The sequence below is a fragment of the Streptomyces sp. SS1-1 genome (assembly GCF_008973465.1).
Taxonomy (GTDB): domain Bacteria; phylum Actinomycetota; class Actinomycetes; order Streptomycetales; family Streptomycetaceae; genus Streptomyces.
This window is the reverse complement of sequence record NZ_WBXN01000004.1, coordinates 6610266-6627946: the sequence shown is the minus strand read 5'-3', so window position 1 is coordinate 6627946 and position 17681 is coordinate 6610266. Positions and strand designations below refer to the sequence as shown.

Annotated in this window: 18 protein-coding genes; 9 read left to right on the top strand and 9 right to left on the bottom strand. The window is 73.0% G+C overall.

Annotation, left to right across the window (positions count from 1 at the left end; genetic code table 11):
* Positions 1–6: 6 nt before the first annotated feature.
* The 3 genes from F8R89_RS31660 to F8R89_RS31650 all read right to left on the bottom strand — a co-directional run bounded on the left by F8R89_RS31660 (position 7) and on the right by F8R89_RS31650 (position 4235).
* Positions 7–2181: a putative bifunctional diguanylate cyclase/phosphodiesterase gene (locus F8R89_RS31660; RefSeq protein WP_151787180.1), complete on the bottom strand. Its 2175-nt coding sequence runs from the start codon at positions 2179–2181 to the stop codon at positions 7–9.
* Entirely contained in the window at positions 2139–2951 is an 813-nt protein-coding gene (locus tag F8R89_RS31655; RefSeq protein ID WP_151787179.1) for an SAM-dependent methyltransferase, read from the bottom strand. Before F8R89_RS31655 ends, F8R89_RS31660 begins: the two co-directional genes overlap by 43 nt.
* A 300-nt stretch (positions 2952–3251) precedes the next feature.
* On the bottom strand, positions 3252–4235 hold the full coding sequence (locus F8R89_RS31650; protein ID WP_151787178.1) for an SCO0930 family lipoprotein: 984 nt from the start codon (positions 4233–4235) through the stop codon (positions 3252–3254).
* Positions 4236–5095: 860 nt separating this feature from the next.
* On the opposite strand from F8R89_RS31650, the gene F8R89_RS31640 reads away from it, so the two are divergent.
* Both F8R89_RS31640 and F8R89_RS31635 read left to right on the top strand, forming a co-directional pair.
* Entirely contained in the window at positions 5096–5860 is a 765-nt protein-coding gene (locus tag F8R89_RS31640) for a DUF4239 domain-containing protein (RefSeq protein ID WP_151787176.1), read from the top strand.
* A gap of 224 nt (positions 5861–6084) precedes the next feature.
* The gene (locus F8R89_RS31635; RefSeq protein WP_151787175.1) at positions 6085–6594 is read left to right on the top strand and encodes a hypothetical protein; all 510 of its coding nucleotides are present in this window, start codon (positions 6085–6087) and stop codon (positions 6592–6594) included.
* Positions 6595–6697: 103 nt separating this feature from the next.
* Here F8R89_RS31635 and F8R89_RS31630 read toward each other — a convergent pair whose 3' ends face one another.
* A complete protein-coding gene (locus F8R89_RS31630) occupies positions 6698–7186 on the bottom strand; it encodes a hypothetical protein (RefSeq protein WP_151787174.1) in 489 nt (162 codons plus the stop codon).
* Between the two features lie 331 nt (positions 7187–7517).
* Between F8R89_RS31630 and F8R89_RS31625 the strand changes: the two genes are divergently transcribed.
* On the top strand, positions 7518–8177 hold the full coding sequence (locus F8R89_RS31625; RefSeq protein ID WP_151787173.1) for a class F sortase: 660 nt from the start codon (positions 7518–7520) through the stop codon (positions 8175–8177).
* Positions 8178–8208: 31 nt separating this feature from the next.
* On the opposite strand, the gene F8R89_RS31620 is transcribed toward F8R89_RS31625, so the two are convergent.
* Positions 8209–9060 carry a polysaccharide deacetylase family protein gene (locus F8R89_RS31620; RefSeq protein WP_151787172.1) on the bottom strand — a complete coding sequence of 284 codons (852 nt, stop codon included), beginning with the start codon at positions 9058–9060 and terminating at the stop codon, positions 8209–8211.
* A gap of 169 nt (positions 9061–9229) precedes the next feature.
* Between F8R89_RS31620 and F8R89_RS31615 the strand changes: the two genes are divergently transcribed.
* Entirely contained in the window at positions 9230–9691 is a 462-nt protein-coding gene (locus F8R89_RS31615) for a universal stress protein (RefSeq protein ID WP_151787171.1), read from the top strand.
* 19 nt (positions 9692–9710) lie between these two features.
* Here F8R89_RS31615 and F8R89_RS31610 read toward each other — a convergent pair whose 3' ends face one another.
* Positions 9711–10526 carry an alpha/beta fold hydrolase gene (locus F8R89_RS31610; protein WP_151787170.1) on the bottom strand — a complete coding sequence of 272 codons (816 nt, stop codon included), beginning with the start codon at positions 10524–10526 and terminating at the stop codon, positions 9711–9713.
* A 57-nt stretch (positions 10527–10583) separates the two neighbouring features.
* On the opposite strand from F8R89_RS31610, the gene F8R89_RS31605 reads away from it, so the two are divergent.
* Positions 10584–11057 carry a MarR family winged helix-turn-helix transcriptional regulator gene (locus F8R89_RS31605; protein ID WP_151787169.1) on the top strand — a complete coding sequence of 158 codons (474 nt, stop codon included), beginning with the start codon at positions 10584–10586 and terminating at the stop codon, positions 11055–11057.
* Between the two features lie 6 nt (positions 11058–11063).
* Here F8R89_RS31605 and F8R89_RS31600 read toward each other — a convergent pair whose 3' ends face one another.
* Positions 11064–12209 carry a CapA family protein gene (locus tag F8R89_RS31600; RefSeq protein ID WP_151787168.1) on the bottom strand — a complete coding sequence of 382 codons (1146 nt, stop codon included), beginning with the start codon at positions 12207–12209 and terminating at the stop codon, positions 11064–11066.
* A gap of 212 nt (positions 12210–12421) precedes the next feature.
* On the opposite strand from F8R89_RS31600, the gene F8R89_RS31595 reads away from it, so the two are divergent.
* The 4 genes from F8R89_RS31595 to F8R89_RS36390 all read left to right on the top strand — a co-directional run bounded on the left by F8R89_RS31595 (position 12422) and on the right by F8R89_RS36390 (position 14680).
* Positions 12422–12967 (top strand): sigma-70 family RNA polymerase sigma factor, encoded by a 546-nt coding sequence (locus F8R89_RS31595; RefSeq protein ID WP_151787167.1) that lies wholly within the window; start codon positions 12422–12424, stop codon positions 12965–12967.
* A gap of 146 nt (positions 12968–13113) precedes the next feature.
* On the top strand, positions 13114–13629 hold the full coding sequence (locus F8R89_RS31590) for a hypothetical protein (protein WP_151787166.1): 516 nt from the start codon (positions 13114–13116) through the stop codon (positions 13627–13629).
* Positions 13630–13780: 151 nt separating this feature from the next.
* Positions 13781–14434, top strand: a complete 654-nt coding sequence (locus F8R89_RS31585; RefSeq protein ID WP_151787165.1) for a zf-HC2 domain-containing protein — start codon at positions 13781–13783, stop codon at positions 14432–14434.
* Positions 14435–14539: 105 nt separating this feature from the next.
* On the top strand, positions 14540–14680 hold the full coding sequence (locus F8R89_RS36390; RefSeq protein ID WP_192806287.1) for a hypothetical protein: 141 nt from the start codon (positions 14540–14542) through the stop codon (positions 14678–14680).
* Between the two features lie 7 nt (positions 14681–14687).
* On the opposite strand, the gene F8R89_RS31580 is transcribed toward F8R89_RS36390, so the two are convergent.
* Together F8R89_RS31580 and F8R89_RS31575 are read right to left on the bottom strand one after the other, a co-directional pair.
* Positions 14688–15551: an Fpg/Nei family DNA glycosylase gene (locus F8R89_RS31580; RefSeq protein WP_151787164.1), complete on the bottom strand. Its 864-nt coding sequence runs from the start codon at positions 15549–15551 to the stop codon at positions 14688–14690.
* A 34-nt stretch (positions 15552–15585) separates the two neighbouring features.
* Positions 15586–17676: a SpoIIE family protein phosphatase gene (locus F8R89_RS31575; protein ID WP_151787163.1), complete on the bottom strand. Its 2091-nt coding sequence runs from the start codon at positions 17674–17676 to the stop codon at positions 15586–15588.
* Between the last annotated feature and the right edge of the window lie 5 nt (positions 17677–17681).

The window sequence follows — 17681 nt, the reverse complement described above, 5'->3', positions numbered from 1 at the left end:
CGCGGCTCAGCCCGTCGCGTCGACCAGCGCCAGTTCGTGCAGCCGCTCCGGCGGGCCGGGGCGGGCGTAGTACCAGCCCTGCGCGGTGTCGCAGCCCAGTATCCGCAGCTGCTCGGCCTGGGCGCCGGTCTCGACGCCCTCCACGGTCACCGCGAGGTCCAGGCTGTGCGCCAGGGAGACGATCCCCTCGACGATCTTGAGGTCGACGGGGTCGGCGGGGAACCGCTGCATGCTCTGGGTGAACGACCGGTCCAGCTTGAGGACGCTCACCGGCAGCCGGCGCAGGTTGGCGAGGTTGGAGTAGCCGGTGCCGAAGTCGTCCAGGGCGATGTCGACGCCCATCTCGGCCAGCCGGCGCAGCGGCTTGAGCAGGGCGTCGTCGGCGCCGATGAGGGCCGACTCGGTCACCTCCAGGCACAGCGCGTCGGGTTGCACGCCCGCGCGTTCCAGGATGTCGACGGTGTCCTGGACCAGACCGGGGTGGGTGAGCTGGCAGGGCGAGAGGTTGACGTTGATGCGGAGTGGGCCGCCGTCGTGGTACCGCTCCCGCCAGGCGCGTGCCTGACGGACCGACTGCTCCAGCACCCACCGGCCGAGCGGCACGATGAGGCCCGTGTGCTCGGCGAGCGGGATGAACCGGTCCGGGCCGAGGATGCCGTGCTGCGGGTGCAGCCAGCGCACCAGGGCCTCCGCGCCGCGCACACTGCCGTCGCCGAGGTGCACCAGCGGCTGGTACTCGATGAAGAACTCGCCCCGGTCCAGGGCGGTCGGCAGGGCCGTGGTCAGGCCGTGCCGGGTGATCGCGCGGGCGTCGGCCTCCGGGTCGGCCAGCTCGAAGCGGTTGCCGCCCGCCGACTTGGCCCGGTACATGGTGATGTCGGCGCTGCGCAGCACCTCCGCCGCGCTGCGCTCGCCGGCCGGTCCCTCCACGACGCCGATGCTGCCGCGGACGGTCAGCTCCCGGCCGTCGACGCTGATCGGCGCGAGCAGCGCGTTCATGATCCGGGAGGCGAGTTCGTCGACCTCGCGCTCGGTGCCGGGGCCGGTGGTGAGGGCCACGAACTCGTCGCCGCCGAGCCGGGCGACCATCTCGCCGGGCCGGGTGGCGCAGGACTGGAGCCGGTCGGCGACCTCGACGAGCAGCCGGTCGCCGGCCGCGTGGCCGAGGCTGTCGTTGACGGTCTTGAAGCCGTCCAGGTCGAGGTAGCACAGGCCGAAGCGCTGCCCCTCGCCGGCGGCCAGCGCCTTCTCCAGCCGCTCGAAGAAGAACGTGCGGTTGGGCAGACCGGTCAGGGCGTCGTGGGTGGCCTCGTAGCGCAGCCGCAGATTGAGCAGCCGGCGCTCGGTGGTGTCCTCCATGAGGGCCAGCTGGTACCGCGGGGCCCCGTCGGCGTCCCGCAGCAGGGACACCGTGAGGTTGGTCCACAGCACGGTCCCGTCGGGACGGTAGAACGCCTTCTCGAGGTGGTAGTGCTCGCGCTCGCCGCGGACCAGCTCCTCGTAGAGCTTCCAGGTCTGCGGGGCGTCCTCGGGGTGGGTCCAGTCCAGGACGTTGCGGGTCTGCATGGTCTGCCCCGAGACGCCGAACATGCGCAGCAGGGCGCCGTTCACCTGGAGGATGTTGCCGTCCAGGTCGGCGATGCCGATGCCTATGGCCGCGCCCTCGAACACCGCCCGGAACCGTGCCTCGGTGGCGTGCAGGGCCTGGGCGACCACGCCCTGGGCCTTGAGGGCGGCCGCGGAGATCGCCTCCTGCTCGGCGAGGGTGCGGGCGCGCAGCGCCTGGGCGTAGCCGGCGGCCATGGCGTGCTGGAGCCGGGCCGAGCGGGCCCGCAGGTCCTCCTGGTCGCCGTCGCCGCCGCAGTAGAGCACCAGGTAGGCGTCGACGCAGTCCAGCGAGCGGCTGAGCGCCTCCGGGTCGGTGCAGTGGACGCCGACCAGGGCCGCGCCGACCGCCTTGCCCTCGTCGGCGTCGAACGCCCGCGCCTTGAGGGCGTCGCTCAACCGCCGGGCGAGCGGCAGCAGTTGCGCCTCGAACTCCGGCCGGGTCGACGACGTCGCGGTGACCGGGAAGACGGCCCGGCTCCAGATCGTCGCGAACCGGCGCAGTCTGTCCTCCGGCTCGTCGAGCCCCCCGCTCACGCCGTACGCCCCACGCCGGCGAACCCGGAGAAGGCCCATCGGTCGTCGTCCTCCGGTGCGGTGTCCGGACGCCAGAGCGGCATCGGCACCAGTCCGGGTTCCACCATGTCGTACCCCTCGAAGAACCGCGCGATCCCGTCGCGCGAACGCATGATCAGCGGGTTGCGGATGTCCTCGTACACGTCGACCGCGCCCTTGGCCGTCTCCTCGGACAGCGGGATGCCCTCGTACGAGGCGTGCGTGAGCACCAGCATGCTGCCGGGCGGGAGCGCGTCGCGCAGTTCGGCCACCGCTCCGTACGGGTCGTCCTCGTCCTCCACGAAGTGCAGTATGGCAACGAGGAGCACGGCGACCGGCCGGTTCAGGTCGATGAGGCGCCCGACCTCCGAACTGGTCAGGATCTCCTGGGGCTTGCGCAGGTCCGCGGCGACGACGCCCGTGCCCTCGTCACCGGCGAGGACGGCCTCGCTGTGGGCGACGGCGACCGGGTCGTGGTCGACGTACACCACACGGGAGCGGGGGTCGGCCGCGCGGGCCACCTCGTGGACGCTGCCGAACGTCGGTATGCCGGAGCCGATGTCGAGGAACTGGGTGACGCCCTCGCCGGCGGCGAAGCGCACCGCGCGCCGCATGAACGCCCGGTTGGCCTGCATGATCTTGGGCAGACCCGGCATGAACTCCATGGCCTTGCGGGCCGCTTCCCGGTCGACCTCGAAGTTGTACGAACCGCCCAGGTAGTAGTCGTAGATGCGCGAGACGCTGGGGACCGAGATGTCGATGTTCCGTGGGGCCCAGGCGGGACGCTCCATCTGACTCTCCAACGCGTAGGCGATCCGGTGTTCGAGCTGAGGCTACTGATCGCCCGCCAATGGAGCGAGCGGAAACGGAAATTGACCATCCGTTCCCGGTCACTGCCGGTGGCACGTGCCGCGCCGGAACCCCCCGCACTTCCCGGGAAAACCACCGAAGCATTCCACAGGGCCGCGAAGCGGGGGAATCCGGGAGGACGCGCCCGGCCCGTGACGGCACACGGGTCCGCCCCCTGAGCGGTGGGTTCAGGGGGCGGACCGGGGCCGTGCGCGTGGATCAACCCTGGGGAGGTCTGATCCTCACTTCTCCGACGCGCCGACCGGCTTGCCGTCGGGGCGGATGGCGTACCAGGTGCCGCCCACGCCCTGACCGTTGGTGTCACCGGGCTTCTTGTCCCCGGCGAAGGTGTAGATCGGCACGCAGTCGATGGTCTGCTGCCGGATGCCGTCGGGCCGGTCGAAGACCACGTAGCCCTGACCGCGGGGGCCGGACCCCTTCAGGTCGATGCCCTTGGTGTCCTTGGCGTCCACGGGCTTGATGACGGGCCACTTCTTCAGGCACTCGCCGGTGCAGGCCGTCTTCATCGGCCAGGGCGAGTCCTTCATGAAGCGGTACACCGTGTGCCCGTTGCCGTCGATGACGATCTCGCCGAGCTTGGGGTCCTTGCGGGTGGACAGGCCCGGCAGGTCGGTGGTCCGCGCGCCGGCACCGCCCTGCGCCTTCTTTCCGTCGGGGGCGAGCGCGTACCAGGTGCCGCCGACGCCCTGGCCGTTGACGTCCCCGGCGTTGATGTCCTTGGCGAAGCGGTACGCCGGCCAGCCGGCGACGGTGAGCTGCTTGGTGCCGTCGGACCGGGTGACCGAGCCGAGCAGGGCCTTGTCGATGCCGGCGCCGGCCTCGGCGTCGTCGGCGGGGACCGGCGGCCACTTCTTGGCGCAGTCGCCGTCGCAGTTCGACTTGGCGGGCTCGGCGGTGTCCTTGTCGAAGCGGTAGAGCGTCAGACCGCCGCTGTCGGTCAGCACCTTGCCGAGCTCGGCGTTGGTGGAGACGGACAGCTCACCGGCGGTGGACGTCTGCGCGCCGATGCCCTCCTCGCCCGGCGCGCCGGCGTCGGCACCGCCCAGACCGGTGCCCGCGGATCCGTAGCCGCCGCCCGTGGCGGCCGTGGCTCCCACGTTCTGGCTGCTCGCCGGCGGGGTCGTCTCCTGCCCGCATGCCGTCGTCAGCGCCAGCAGCGCCACGGCGCTCACCGCGAGCGAGGCGCTCCGCCACGAGGTCTTCATCGTCAACTCCCCAGAATCACACGGGTGTCGCAGCGCCCTGCTGCGCCGCCGCACGACGAGGAGTACGCAGGGGGACCCCGTACGTGTTCAACGGGCGGACGAAATTCTTTCGGGAACCTGTGAGACCCCTCCCGCCCCAGGCGTACGCCTGGTCACGCGCGTGCAGCCGCCCGTCCCCCGTTCGGGGCAATCCACCCGATCCTCGGCGTGTGGCGGCCGGCAGGCAATCAAGATCTTCGTCGTGCACGGACCCGAACCCACACAATCCACCCTCACCTCGCGGCTGTTGGCCGTGGCGGTGCTGACCTGGCTGCTGGTGACGGCACCGGCCGGGGCCGCGGTGGCCGACGCCTGCGCCTACGCGGACACGGGACCCGGCGGGGTCCAGGCCGTGGCGGTCGCCGGGAGTCTCACCTGGCCCACCCCGCCGCAATGTCCCCCGCCGACCCCGACGCCCACCCCCACGCCGACACCGACGCCGACACCCGAACCGCCGCCTCCGCCTCCGCCTCCACCGCCTCCGCCGAAGCCGAGCCCCACACCCACGCCGAAGCCCACGCCCGAGCCGAAGCCCGAGCCCCCGGCGCCCGGGCCCACACCGCCCCCGCCGGCCCCCGCGCCGCCGCCGGCACCCAAGGCCGCCCCGGCCCCGGCACCCCCGCCGAAGCCCCGGCCGACACCGCCGCCGCCCGCGCCCGAGCCCAGCCCGACCCGCGTCCACTACCCGCCGCACCGCGTCAGCGCGCAGCGCCAGGTGCCGCCCGGCGCCCCGTCGCCCCTGACCTTCGTCCTGCTGATCGCGGTCCCCGCCATCGCGGCGGTCGCCGCCCTGCGTCCCCGCTGACCCCTGGAGGATCCCCTTGCCGGAATGGCTTGTTCTCACCCTCGCGATGCTGGCCGCCTGCGGAGTGGTGGTGATCATCACCCTCGTGCGGCACAGGACCGCCCCCGAGGACGAGGACCCCTCCGAGACCCCGGACGTCATCGAGTACATGACGATGTGGATCGGCGTGGTGTACGCCATCGTCCTGGGTCTGGCCATCGCGGGCGTCTGGGAGGGCCGCAGCGCCGCCCAGGACCACGTCCAGGCGGAGGCCGTGGCGCTGCACGAGATCACCGAGCGCGTCCGGGTCTACCCGCCCGAGGTCCGCGACCGCATTCGGGAGGATGTCAACGCCTATGTCGGACACGTCGTCACCACCGAGTGGAAGGCCATGGCGGACGACGGCGAACTCACGGACCGCGGCACCGCGCTGTTCCAGCGGCTGCGGGAGGACGTCACCGACTACGAGCCGGCGTCGGACTTCGAGGCGCAGGCGTACCAGCCGCTCGTCGACCAGGTGACCGCGGCCGACCAGGCGCGCATCGCCCGCGGCGACTCCACCGGCGCGACCATGCCGGGCGTGGTGTGGTTCGGGCTGCTGGCCGGGGCGGTGATCACCATCGGCATGGTGTTCGCCCTGCAGATCCGGCGCACTCCCCGTGAGCTGGTCCTCGCCGGGCTGTTCTCCGCGCTGATCGCGTTCCTGCTCTTCCTGATCTGGGACTTCGACTCCCCGTACAACCACGGGGCCGCCGACGCGGCGCAGCCGTTCCTGGACCTGTTCCCGCGCGCCAAGGGCTGACGCGCCCTCACCCCGCCGCAGCGCCGGGGGACGCACGCCGCCGCACCGGCCGCGTCGCCCGGCCGCAGCAACATGTTCCCCTGGGCGGCCCACACGGTTGCCCCATTCGTACGACACCGATCGCGCGGGTGCGCGCGCGTTCCTAGCGTTCCGGACATCGAGGTGCGTGTCCGGCGCAGACGGAGGAAGGTCCGTCGCCGCTCCTCGGGACCGGGAGGAACACCATGCGAGCGATACGTGTCGCGTCGGCCGCGCTGCTGGGCCTGGGCGCCCTCGCCGCGACCGCGCCGGCCGCCCACGCGAGCGGCGACGACTCGGGGTTCTGGGCCAGGGTGGTGCCCGGCACGGTGGAGCCCGGCGGGCAGGTGAGGCTGCACGCCAACGGCTGCGAGCAGAGCGTGACCGTCTCGTCCGGGGTCTTCGACACGGTCGTGATCCCCCGGTGGCGGACCACGGCACGGGTCACCGTCGACCGGGACGCGAAGCGGGGCGCCACGTACGAGGTGTCGTTCTACTGCGGCACGTTCTGGCAGAGCGCCGACCTCAGGATCGCCGGGGGCCGGCCCGAGCCCGGGCACCGGCCCGTCCCCGACAAGGGCGTCAAGGCCGGTGCGGGCGGGACGTTCGCCGGGTTCGACCTCAAGGAGATCGGTCTGGGCGCCGCCCTCGTCACCGGCGCGATCGGGACCGCGTACCACCTGTCCCGGCGGCGCGCCGACGAGGGCGACGCCTGACCGCTCCCTGGCTCCGCTGCCACGGAGCTTCGCCCCGGCCCCCCTCGTGGGGGTCGGGGCGAAGCTCCGTGGACGTGCGTGCGACGGCCGAAGGGGTGGCCGGTCAGATCGTCCTCTCCGCCCGGCGCCGCATCCAGAACACGCCGCCGCCCGCGAGGGCCGCGGCGATGAGGCCGCCGCCGATGGCCATGTCGGCCGGCGTCGCCCCCGTCGACGAGCTGCCGCCGAGGCCGCCGCGGACACCGCCGACGACGGTGAAGGCGGCGGGGTTCGTCAGGGTCCGGCCGCCGCAGTTGACGGTGATGCTGTGCGCGCCCGGACGGGCCTTGTGGTCGACGGTCGCGGTGCCCCGGGCGGTGCTGCCGCCGGTCGGCGACAGGGTCGTGGGCCGGAACGCGTCCGAGGTCGCGGTGCCGCCCGAGTGGCAGCCGTCGACGGTGATGGTGAGCTGTCCGCCGCGGGCGATGACGCTGGGCAGCGCCACGATGTTGCTGGGGCCGGGCATGCCGTCCCGCGCAACGGCCGCCGGGGCGGCGACGCCGAGAGCGGCAACCGCGGTGGCAGCGGCCGCCAGGGTACGTGTGGTACGCATGTGATCCTCCGCGGAAGACGCCCCGGGTCCCGTCCCCGGTCCGATCGGCGAGAAAGCGCCTCCCAGAAAGACCCTCAGATGCCGTGCGCGGGGCCGCATTTCGGCGCTGGTCCGTCCTGGTGAGGGGACACGCCGGGCGACCGCCCCGCGAGAACGATCACCGCAGGTCACGCACCGTCAGAATTTCTCGGGGGCCCGCACCTCGTATGGCGCACCGAAAATCGCCGCGCCACCCGTTCGTCTCCGCCCCGTCGCCGCCCGGCCGCGAGGGACTTAGCGTTCCGTTATGCGTGGAAGACACGGCGACGGCCGGGTCGAGAGGGGTAGCCGAATGTCTGGGTCCGAGCTGGAGCGAGCGGAGGAGCGGCGCAGGACGCGCGCTCCCTGGGGCGTGATAGCGCTGGTGCTGCTGACCGGTCTCGCGCTCATCCGCAACGGGTCCGGCGAGTTCGACGTCGGCCCGCCCCAGCCGGCGCAGGCGGCCGCGGCCGACAGCCGTCTGCCCGCCCACCTCGCCAGGTCCGTACGGCCCCTGCCGTACGCCATGCCGAACCGGGTGCGGATCCCCGGCATCCAGGTGAACGCGCCGATCATCCCCGTCGGGCTGGACGCGGACGGCTGGGTCGCCGCGCCGCCGCCGGAGGACCCGAACCTCGCGGGCTGGTTCACCGGCTCGGTGACACCGGGTGAGAAGGGCACCGCGGTTGTCGTCGGCCATGTCGACAACACACAGGGACCGGCCGTGTTCTACGGGCTGGGGTCGCTGGAGAAGGGCAAGCGGATCGAGATCGCCCGCGAGGACGGCAAGACGGCCGTCTTCCAGATCTACGGCATCGAGGTGTTCGAGAAGAACGACTTCCCCGGCGACCGGGTGTACGCCTCGAAGGGCACCGCCGAGCTGCGGGTCATCACCTGCGGCGGCGGCTTCACCAAGCAGAGCGGCTACGACGGGAACGTGGTCGTCTTCGCCGGCCTGGTCGAGGTCCGCTGAGGGACCCCGGCCGGCCGGCGGGCGCGCGGCGTCAGACGAGCCGCACGTCGGGGACGGTCAGGTGGTACCCGGCGTCCAGCAGCTCCGGCAGATAGGTCCGCAGGGCCGCGACGCTCTGCGAACGGTCGCCCCCGGCGTCGTGCGAGAGCACCACGACGCCGGGGGCGGCGCCGTCCCGGACCGCGTGGACGATCTTCCGGGTGCCCGGCGTGGTCCAGTCGAGGGTGTCCACGGTCCACGCCAGGGGCTCCATGCCCAGGTCGGCGCCGAGCTGGAAGGCGGTCCGGTTCCAGGCGCCGTAGGGGGCGCGGAACCAGGCGGGGCGCTCGCCGCAGGCGTCCTCGACGACGTCGCTGGTGCGTTCCATCTCCTCGCGCATCCGGCGGCGGCTGAGCCGGGTCAGCAGCGGGTGCGACCAGGTGTGGTTGCCGATGACATGGCCCTCGTCGGCCATGCGGGCCACGAGGTCCTTGTTGTAGTCGGCCATCTCGCCGCACACGAAGAACGTGGCGCGCACGTCGTAGGCGCGCAGGGTGTCCAGGACGCGGGGGGTGTAGCGGGGGTCGGGGCCGTCGTCGAAGGTCAGCAGCATGGTGCGGCCGCGGGCCGGCATCCGCAGCAGGGGCGCGTGCCGCACGAGGGGCCGGTGGGGGGCCGCGCGGGGCGGGCCGTATCCGGTCAGGGGCCGCAGGCGGTACGAGTTCGGCTTCTGGGCGGGGCGCGCCGGGGGGCCCGCGGCCGGGGCGGGGGCCCGGACCGGCTCGTCTCCGCCGGTGACCGCGGCGAGGACTCCGGCGGTGCCGGCGGCCGAGACGGCGGCGGCTCCGGCGAGCAGCAGACGGCGGCGGGTGAGCAGACGCGGGGGCAGCTGATCCTTCGTCATGACTCATGGGTCGCCCGGCCGGTGACCGGCGCACCAGTGCGGCACCGGGACGGCGGCATCGAAGCACCCGGGCGGCCGAGCCCGGGTCACCCGTCGGCCCCCGCACGCGGGACGGTCGTGGAGGGCCTGCCCGGCGCCCGGAGCAGGGGCTTCCGATAACCTCCGTGCCGTGACGGAACAGGACGCGCAGCGGTTCGAGCGGGGTACCGACGGGCCCAAGGTCATCGTGGTCGGCGTGGACGGCTCGGAGTCGTCGCTCCGCGCGACGGCCTACGCCGCGGGGCTGGCGCGCCGGCAGGGGGCGCTGCTCGCCCTCGTGTACGTGCAGCCGGTGGTGACGGCGGGGGTCGCGCTCGGCGCGCCGGTCGGGGAGACGACGGACGAGATCGCCGAGGAGCTGATCGCCTATCTGCGGGAGGCGACGGAGCGGGTGAAGGGGATATTCGATCTGCGCTGGGAGTTCCACACCTTCCGTGGCGACCCCTACGGCGGCCTGGTGAAGGCGGCGGACGAGCTGAAGGCGGACGCGGTGGTGGTGGGCGCCTCGGAGCAGGCCGGGCACCGGATCGTCGGCTCGGTGGCGGTACGGCTGGTCAAGGCGGGGCGCTGGCCGGTGACCGTGGTGCCGTAGCCGCCGTGCCGGGCCGCGGTCAGAGGGTGCGCAGGAAGTCGAGCACGATCGCGTTGAACTCGTCCGGCTTCTCCATGTGGAGGTAGTGGCCGACGCCGTGGATGGTGGCGGTGCGGCCGTGCGGGACGGCCCGTGCGAGCCGTTCGGCGGCGTCGAGCATGTCTGCGGGTTCCAGGGAGCCGTTGAGGGCGAGCAGCGGGACGTCGAGTCTCGGCAGCCGGGCCCAGGAGCCGGTCACCGGCACGAGCCGGTCCTTCTCGTCCGGTGTGTGCTTGGAGAGGGTGTGCAGGGCCATCTCCCGCAGGCGCCGGGCGATGTCCGGGTCGACGTCGCCGGCGTCGCGGTGTTCGCCGGGGATCACCCGCAGGAAGGCGTTCAGCCAGCCCTCGATGTCGCCGGCGCCGAGGGTGCGCGCGTACTCGGCCTGGATGCCCTTGGTCCACGGGTCGGTGTAGGTGAAGTCGCCGGTGGCGGCGCCGCAGGTGACCACCGCGCGGACCAGTTCCGGGTGTTCCAGGGCGGTGTCGGTGGCGATGACGCCGCCCATGGAGACGCCGACGAGGACGGCGGGGCCGGCGTCGAGGTGGCGCAGCAGGGCGGCGAGGTCGTCGGCCCAGCGGAAGGGCTTCGTGGCGTTGGCGGAGAGGCCGTGGCCGCGTACGTCGACGGCGATCACCCGGTGGTGGGCGGCGAGCGCCGGTATCTGGGCGGCGAAGGCGCGGTGGTCGACGTAGCCGGGGTGGACGAGGACCACGGGGTCGCCGGAGCCGGTGTCGAGGTAGGCGAGGTCGCCGTCGGCCGAGGCGAAGAAGCTGGGTTCCACAGCAGCTGTCATGACAACCAAGGTGTCATCCCATCGCCGCTTTGACAACCCAGGTGTCATGATGGAGGGGTGAACGACACCGCCGAGCCCCTTCCCCCCGACGAGCTGGCCCACCGGCTGACCGAGGTCTTCGACCTGGTGGGGCCGCTGTACCGGCTCACGCAGCACAGCGTCGAGCGGGGCGCGGCCGCCGAGGGCCTGTCCGTCGCCGTCCGGGCGGTCCTGGACCTGCTCCACCGGCGCGGGCCGCTGACCGTGCCGTCGATGGGCCGCACCCTGGCCGTGAGCCGCCAGTTCGTGCAGCGCACGGTGAACGAGGCCGCGGAGCGGGGCCTGGTGGAGAGCGTCCCGAACCCGGCCCACCGGCGGTCCTCCCTGATCCGGCTCACGGACGCCGGACGGCGGGCGATCACGGCCGTGCTGGCCCGCGAGCACGGCGCGCTGCGCGGGACCGGCGGTGACCTGACGGACGCGGACGTGACGGCGTGCGTGCGGGTGCTCGGGGAGCTGGTGCGGCTGATGGAGCGCGGCGACGGCGGCTGACCGCCGCTATTGCGCCATCCGCAGACCGTCCTCGGCCGCGCCCCGGCTCAGGACGACGTCCCGGATGCGGTCCCGCACGCCCTTCAGGTCCGCGCCGCCGGCGATGGCCTGGTTGAGGTCGACCACCCGGCCGGCGTCGACGTCGAAGACCTGCGGCAGGAACTCCGCCCTGGTCACCTCCCAGCGTCCGCCCTTCTTCTCGGGCGGCGTGAAGGTGAAGCGGCCGAGGGTGGACTCGTTGCCGCGCGGGTCCTGCACACCCTGGTCGTTGTACATCGCCCCGGCGACCTGGTCGCCCATGCCGTAGACCACCCAGGTGCCGTTGACCTTCTCGTACGCCTGCGGGACGTGGGCGTGGGTGCCGAGGATCAGGTCGATGTCCGGGCGGTCGCCGCTGCGCGAGGCGGTGAGGTCGCGGGCCAGGGTCAGCTGCTCGTCGTCCGGCGCGTCCTGCCACTCGGTGCCCCAGTGCAGGGACACCACCACGACATCGGCGCCGGCCTTCCGGGCGGCGCGGGCGTCCGCCACGATCTTCTTCTCGTCGATCAGGTTGACCGCCCAGGGCTGACCGGCGGGCAGCGGGAGGTCGTTGACGCCATAGGTGTACGCCAGGTGCGCCACCGTGGCCGGGCCCGCCCGCAGCACGGTCGCGGTGCGCGACTCGCCCTCGGCCCGCGCGGTGCCCGCGTGCTTCACCTTCGCCCGGTCGAGGGCGTTCAACGTGCGCAGGATGCCGGCGGCCCCGTCGTCGAGGCTGTGGTTGGAGGCCGTCGAGCAGCCGTCGTAGCCGGTGGCGGCGAGACCGCGGGCGACCTCGGGCGGCGACTTGAACAGGGGGTAGCCGGTGTACTCGCCGTTCTCGCCGTACACGGTCTCCATGTGACACAGCGCCAGGTCGGCGGCGGACACGACGGGCTTGACGCCGGCGAGCATCGGACGGAAGTCGTACCCCTTGCCCCCGGCGTCGAAGCGCGCGCGGTCGATGACGGACGTGTGCGGCAGCACGTCGCCGGTGGCGACGAGCGTGAAGCCGCGGGGACCGGCGGACGGACCCGGCCGGGCCGCGACCTCGCGGTTGTGGGCCTGGCAGGCGGCGCCTGCGGCGAGGACGGCTGTGACAGCGATGGCCACAAGCCGACTGCGTGCGATCATCAGCTCACCCCTTGTGGTCGTATATACGCATCAAATAGGTACGAAGCGGGACACCATCGCAAACAATTCGGCCACTCCGATTAGCCCGTCCGCGCACCCGCCGCAGGCGGAAGGGACCGTTCACCGCACCGTTCACCGACGCGATCGACCGTCCGCCGCAGGCCGTTGCGCGCGCCCTGTCCCCCGGTCCGGGCTTGCGTTGCGATACGGCCATGACGGCCGGAACCACCCTCACGAACAGGACGACCGCCGAGCACGAGCTCGCCGCACTGCAGCGGGAGCACGGCCGGCCCCTCTTCGCGCTCCTCCTCCGGCTCTGCGACGGAGACCGGCAGCGCGCCGAGGATCTGGTGCAGGAGACGCTGGTGCGCGCCTGGAAGCACCCCGAGGCCCTGCGCGCCGACGACTTCGACTCCGTCCGCCCCTGGCTGATGACCGTCGCCCGGCGGCTCGCGATCGACGCGCGGCGGGCCCGGCAGGCACGGCCGGCCGAGGTCGGGGACGCGGTACTGGAGAACGCCCGCGTCATGTCCGATCACGCGGAACGGGCCGCCGAGGCGCTCGACGTCCGCGAGGCTGTGAAGACTCTCACTCCCGAACACCGTGAAGTCCTGGTGCTGGTGTATTTCCAGGGGGCGAGTGTGGCGGAAGCGGCCCGGACCCTCGGGATCCCGCCCGGTACGGTGAAGTCGCGCGCCTACTACGCGCTCCGCGCCCTGCGCAGGGTGCTTCCGGGATACGCGCCCGACCTGCGGTGAAACCGACGGCCGAGTCAAACCTCCGTAAAGCGCCTTGCTGAACACCCCGGTTGAGTAATCGGCTGTCCCCATCCGTGTTCCGGATAGGGCAACGGCCCACGACCCCGGGGTGGGGCGACGCACCCACCGGAGGAAGGCAGGAAGGGATGCTGCACACAGGTCAGGAGAGCACGGACGGCACAGGCGGCGGCGAACTCACCGTCCCCATGGCGTGGTTGTACGCCGAGTACATCGCCGACGAGCTGCTGCGCACCGGTGATCTGATGCCACCGACGTCCTTCGAGTTCCGCGCCGGCCGGGACGCGCTGGCGCTGACCATCTTCCTGTCCGACACCGACGGCGAGCTGTCCGGCATCCGGGTCGTCACCCAGCTGGAGACGTGGCTGTCCCTGACCGCCTACGACCAGCCGTGGCAGCACTGGGTGCGCGAGACGATGGCCGACCTCGCGGCGCGGGCCACCGCGGCGGGCGAGCCCGCCCCCGATCTGCGGCTGGCCGAGGCGGCCTGGCGCTGGCTGCAGGAGACCGAGCTGCTCGCCCCCGATCTGAACGCGGTGCCGGGGGGCGGCACGTCGGCCGGCGAGGACGAGGGACCCAAGGTCTGGACCCCCGCGTGGCAGCTCGGACTGCCCCTCGGGCACCTGGCCATCCACCTCTTCTGAGAATTTCTCCCCCGGGACCAATCCTCGGCGCCGACCGCTCCGAATCCCCTGGTTGCGATTCTGTGTGTGGCTTGAGTGTTTCGGCCGTCCGGTGCGTACCAATGGGCGCACGGAGTAACACACCCCACACCCAACGGCACGAGGATTCGGCATGAGGTCCCTGGAGAGGCATCGCGACGTCGCCGCGTACGCGCTCGGCGTGCTCAGCGAGGCGGAGGCGTTCCGCTTCGAGGACCACCTCATGGAGTGCGCGCGGTGCAGCGCACACGTGACCGAGTTCGGGCCCGTCACCCGCCAGTTGATGCTGTACCGGCGGTCGACGCCCCGCTTCGTGCACCCCATGGCCCAGCCGGGCCCGCAGATGCTGAACCGGCTGCTCGACGCGGTGGCCGCACGGCACCGCGCCGGCCGCCGGCGCACCCTCTACGCCCTGGCCGCCTCGGCCGTGATCGCCCTGGTCGGCCCCGGCGTGGCACTCATGGTGACCGGCGAGGAGCACACCCTCCAGGTCATCGAGGCCACGGACGCGCGCTCGGGGGTGTGGGCGCAGGTCAGGACCGAGAACGAGGTCTACGGCACCCAGGTCGAGCTCAAGGTGAAGGACGGCGCCGGACCGCGCGCCTGCCATCTGATCGCCGTCGGCCGGGACGGCGCGGAGGAGACGGTGACCAGCTGGTCGGCGGCCCACCACGACGCCCGCGAGAACACGATGAAGGGCGCCTCGGCGATGCACACGGAGGAGATCGCGCGCTACGAGGTGCGGACCTCCGACGGCGAGCATCTGGTGACGATCAAGCCCGGATGACACGGACGGCACGAGGCGGCCGGGCGGCACGGGGTGGCACGGACGGCACCGTTGAACCGTGAAGTTCCGTCAGCGCGGGGGTGTCCGTGCAGTTGCCCAGCCCCTGTGAGCAGCGGAAACTGTAACCGTCGGTCGGCCGGCTCCACGGCGGCCCTGACCGTGCTGGCGCGCTGCACGGCGATCCCGGCGCTGTTCCTCGCCGTGGTCGCGTTCATCGCCTGGCCGGCCACGCGGGGCCTGACCTGAGGGGCCGCTACTTCAGCAGCCGGGACAGCCGGCGGTCCGCGAGCGGCTTGCCGCCCGTCTGGCAGGTCGGGCAGTACTGGAGCGAGGAGTCGCTGAAGGAGACCTCGCGGATCGTGTCGCCGCACACCGGGCAGGGCTCGCCCGTGCGGCCGTGCACCCGCAGGCCGCTCTTCTTCTCGGCCTTCAGCCGCCCGGCCGCGACCCCGCGCGAGCGCTCGACCGCCTCGGTCAGCGTCGTCCGCAGCGCCTCGTACAGCCGGGTGACCTCCTCCGGGGTCAGCGACGCCGCCAGCTTGAACGGCGACATCTTCGCGGCGTGCAGAATCTCGTCGCTGTAGGCGTTGCCGACGCCGGCGATCAGGCTCTGGTCGCGCAGGGCGCCCTTGATGCGCCGGCGTTCGCCTTCGAGGAGCGCGGCGAAGCGCGCCTCGTCGAAGTCGTCGGCGAGCGGGTCGGGGCCGAGGCGGCCGATGCCCGGCACCTCCCGCGGGTCCGTCACGACGTACACCGCGAGCCGCTTCTGGGTGCCGGCCTCCGTCAGGTCGAACCCGGCGCCGGTCTCCAGGGCCACCCGCAGCGCGAGGGGCCCCTTGCCGGGGCGGGGCAGGCCGCTCGGCAGCTCGTCCTTCCAGTGCAGCCAGCCCGCCCGCGCCAGATGGCTGACGAGGCGGGGCCCGCCGTCCGTCTCCAGGTCGAGGAACTTGCCGTAGCGGTGCACGGCGGCGACCCGGTGCCCCTCCAGCGCGCCGACAGGCGGGTCGTACGTCTTCAGGACACTGATCGCGACGGGCAGCACCCGGACGATCTCGTGGCCGACCAGGTGCTCGGTGAGGAAGTCCTTGAGCGCTTCCACCTCGGGGAGTTCCGGCATACGTCCAGGGTGCCATCCGCCGCCGACAACGCCATCAGGCCCGTTCCGGCACCACGAACTCGCACCACACGGCCTTGCCGCCGCCGCGCGCCTCCACGCCCCACGCGTCGGTCAGCAGGTCGACCAGGAGCAGGCCCCGGCCGGACACCCCGGACTCCCCCGCCTCGCGGCGCCGCGGCAGGGCGCTGGAGGAGTCCTCCACCTCGACGCGCAGCCGCCGGTCGTGGCCGGCGAGGACCCGCAGGGTGACCACGGCGGCGCCCTCGGTGTGCATGAGGGCGTTGGTGATGAGTTCGTCGGCGACCAGTTCGATCTCGTCGGCGCGGTCACCGGCGCTCCAGGCGCGCACGGCGGCGCGGATCATGTGCCGGGCGCCGGTCAGGGCCTCCGGGTCGCCGGGGGCGACGTGCTGCTGGAGGCGTCCGCCGGCCTGCGGGGTGTCGAGGACGCGGCGACGCAGCAGGAGCAGGGCCACGTCGTCGTCGCCGCCGCGTTCCTCGGCGACGTCGATGAGCCGGTCGGCGAGCTCCCGTACGTCCGTGGGCCCGGCGCTGACGAGGCCGGTGAGGGTGCGCATGCCGTCGTCGAGGTCGGCGCCCGGCAGCTCGACGAGGCCGTCGGTGCAGAGCAGGAGCGTGTGGTCGGCGTCGAGCTCCAGGGTGCCGACGGGGTACTCGAGGCTGCCGAACTCGGCGGACAGGCCGAGCGGCAGCCCGCCCTCGACGGGGACGCGGCGGCAGGTGCCGTCGGGGGCGCGCAGTATCGGTTCGATGTGCCCGGCGCGGACGACCTGGACGACCCCGGTGGACAGGTCGGCCTCGGCGTAGAGGCAGGTGGCGAAGCGGTCGGTGTCGAGTTCGTGCAGGAAGACGGAGGCGCGGGCCATGACGGTGGCCGGGGTGTGGCCCTCGGCGGCGTAGGCGCGCAGCACGATGCGGAGCTGGCCCATGACGGCGGCGGCGTGCGTGTCGTGGCCCTGGACGTCGCCGATGACGGCGCCGACCCGGCCGCCGGGCAGCGGGATCAGGTCGTACCAGTCGCCGCCGATGTCCCGGCCGAGGGTGCCCGCGGCTCCGGCGGCGCGGTAGCGGACGGCGACCTCGGCGCCGGGCACGCTGGGGATGGTGCGCGGCAGCATGGCCTGCTGGAGGCCGGTGGCGAGGTCCTTCTCCTGTTCGTAGAGCATGGCCCGCTGGAGGCTCTGCGCGATGCTGCTGCCGAGGGCGACGAGGACGTTGCGGTCCTCGGTGGAGAAAGCGCCCCGGTCGCTGTAGAGGAGGCCGATGGCGCCGATCGGGCGGGCCTGCGCGATCAGCGGCATGTAGGCGGCGGCGGTGATGTGCAGGCCGGTGATGTGCGGCCACAGGATCGGGTAGCCCTCGGCGAACTCCTCCGGCGACTCGATGAAGCGGGGGCTGAGGGTGCGGACGACCTCGCTCATCGGGTACGGCTCGTCGATCCGGGTGACCAGGGTGCCCGGGACGAAGCTGCCCGCGGGGCCCTCCGCGACCAGCCGGATACGGCTGCCGGCCTCGACGAGGCCCATGACGAGGCTCTTGGCGCCGAGGAGGGTGAGGCCCTGGACGTCCTTGAGGATATCGATGACGTCCTGGACGGTGCGGGCGTGCGCCAGAGCGGCCGTGGTGAGCTGCACGACGTTGGTCTGCTGCCGGCGCGCCTCGTCCTCGGCGGCCTGTTCGAGCCGTTCCTCGCTCTCGGCGAGTTCGTCGGTGGCGTCGCGGACGATGCCGATGATGCGGCGCGGCCGGCCGGTCTCGTCCCGCCGGATGTAGCCCTGGGTGTGCGTCCAGCGCAGCTCGCCGGAGCGGGTGCGGATACGGAAGTAGGCGCCGTAGTTCTCGCTGCCGTCCTTCAGGGCCTGGGAGACCAGTCCGTCCAGGCGGAAGGCCTCGGGCTGCGGGACCCGCACGGCCAGGCTCTCGGGGTGCCCGTCGTACTCGTCGGGGCGCACGTCGAAGACCTCGTGGGCCTGGGCGTCCATATGGAACAGCCCGCTGTCCAGGTCCCAGTCGAAGCTGCCCATGCGGTTGAGCGCCAGGATCGGTTCCGGGTGGGTGGGCCAGTCGTCCGGGAGTGACAGGGCGCTCGCTCCCCGATCAACCATGGGGC

Bases quoted from the DNA above. Each gene is read 5' to 3' on its own strand.
- F8R89_RS31660 (WP_151787180.1), bottom strand. From the start codon at position 2,181: ATGGGCCTTCTCCGGGTTCGCCGGCGTGGGGCGTACGGCGTGAGCGGG.
- F8R89_RS31655 (WP_151787179.1), bottom strand. From the start codon at position 2,951: ATGGAGCGTCCCGCCTGGGCCCCACGGAACATCGACATCTCGGTCCCC.
- F8R89_RS31650 (WP_151787178.1), bottom strand. From the start codon at position 4,235: ATGAAGACCTCGTGGCGGAGCGCCTCGCTCGCGGTGAGCGCCGTGGCG.
- F8R89_RS31635 (WP_151787175.1), top strand. From the start codon at position 6,085: ATGCGAGCGATACGTGTCGCGTCGGCCGCGCTGCTGGGCCTGGGCGCC.
- F8R89_RS31630 (WP_151787174.1), bottom strand. From the start codon at position 7,186: ATGCGTACCACACGTACCCTGGCGGCCGCTGCCACCGCGGTTGCCGCT.
- F8R89_RS31625 (WP_151787173.1), top strand. From the start codon at position 7,518: ATGTCTGGGTCCGAGCTGGAGCGAGCGGAGGAGCGGCGCAGGACGCGC.
- F8R89_RS31620 (WP_151787172.1), bottom strand. From the start codon at position 9,060: ATGACGAAGGATCAGCTGCCCCCGCGTCTGCTCACCCGCCGCCGTCTG.
- F8R89_RS31610 (WP_151787170.1), bottom strand. From the start codon at position 10,526: ATGACAGCTGCTGTGGAACCCAGCTTCTTCGCCTCGGCCGACGGCGAC.
- F8R89_RS31600 (WP_151787168.1), bottom strand. From the start codon at position 12,209: ATGATCGCACGCAGTCGGCTTGTGGCCATCGCTGTCACAGCCGTCCTC.
- F8R89_RS31595 (WP_151787167.1), top strand. From the start codon at position 12,422: ATGACGGCCGGAACCACCCTCACGAACAGGACGACCGCCGAGCACGAG.
- F8R89_RS31590 (WP_151787166.1), top strand. From the start codon at position 13,114: ATGCTGCACACAGGTCAGGAGAGCACGGACGGCACAGGCGGCGGCGAA.
- F8R89_RS31585 (WP_151787165.1), top strand. From the start codon at position 13,781: ATGAGGTCCCTGGAGAGGCATCGCGACGTCGCCGCGTACGCGCTCGGC.
- F8R89_RS31580 (WP_151787164.1), bottom strand. From the start codon at position 15,551: ATGCCGGAACTCCCCGAGGTGGAAGCGCTCAAGGACTTCCTCACCGAG.
- F8R89_RS31575 (WP_151787163.1), bottom strand. From the start codon at position 17,676: ATGGTTGATCGGGGAGCGAGCGCCCTGTCACTCCCGGACGACTGGCCC.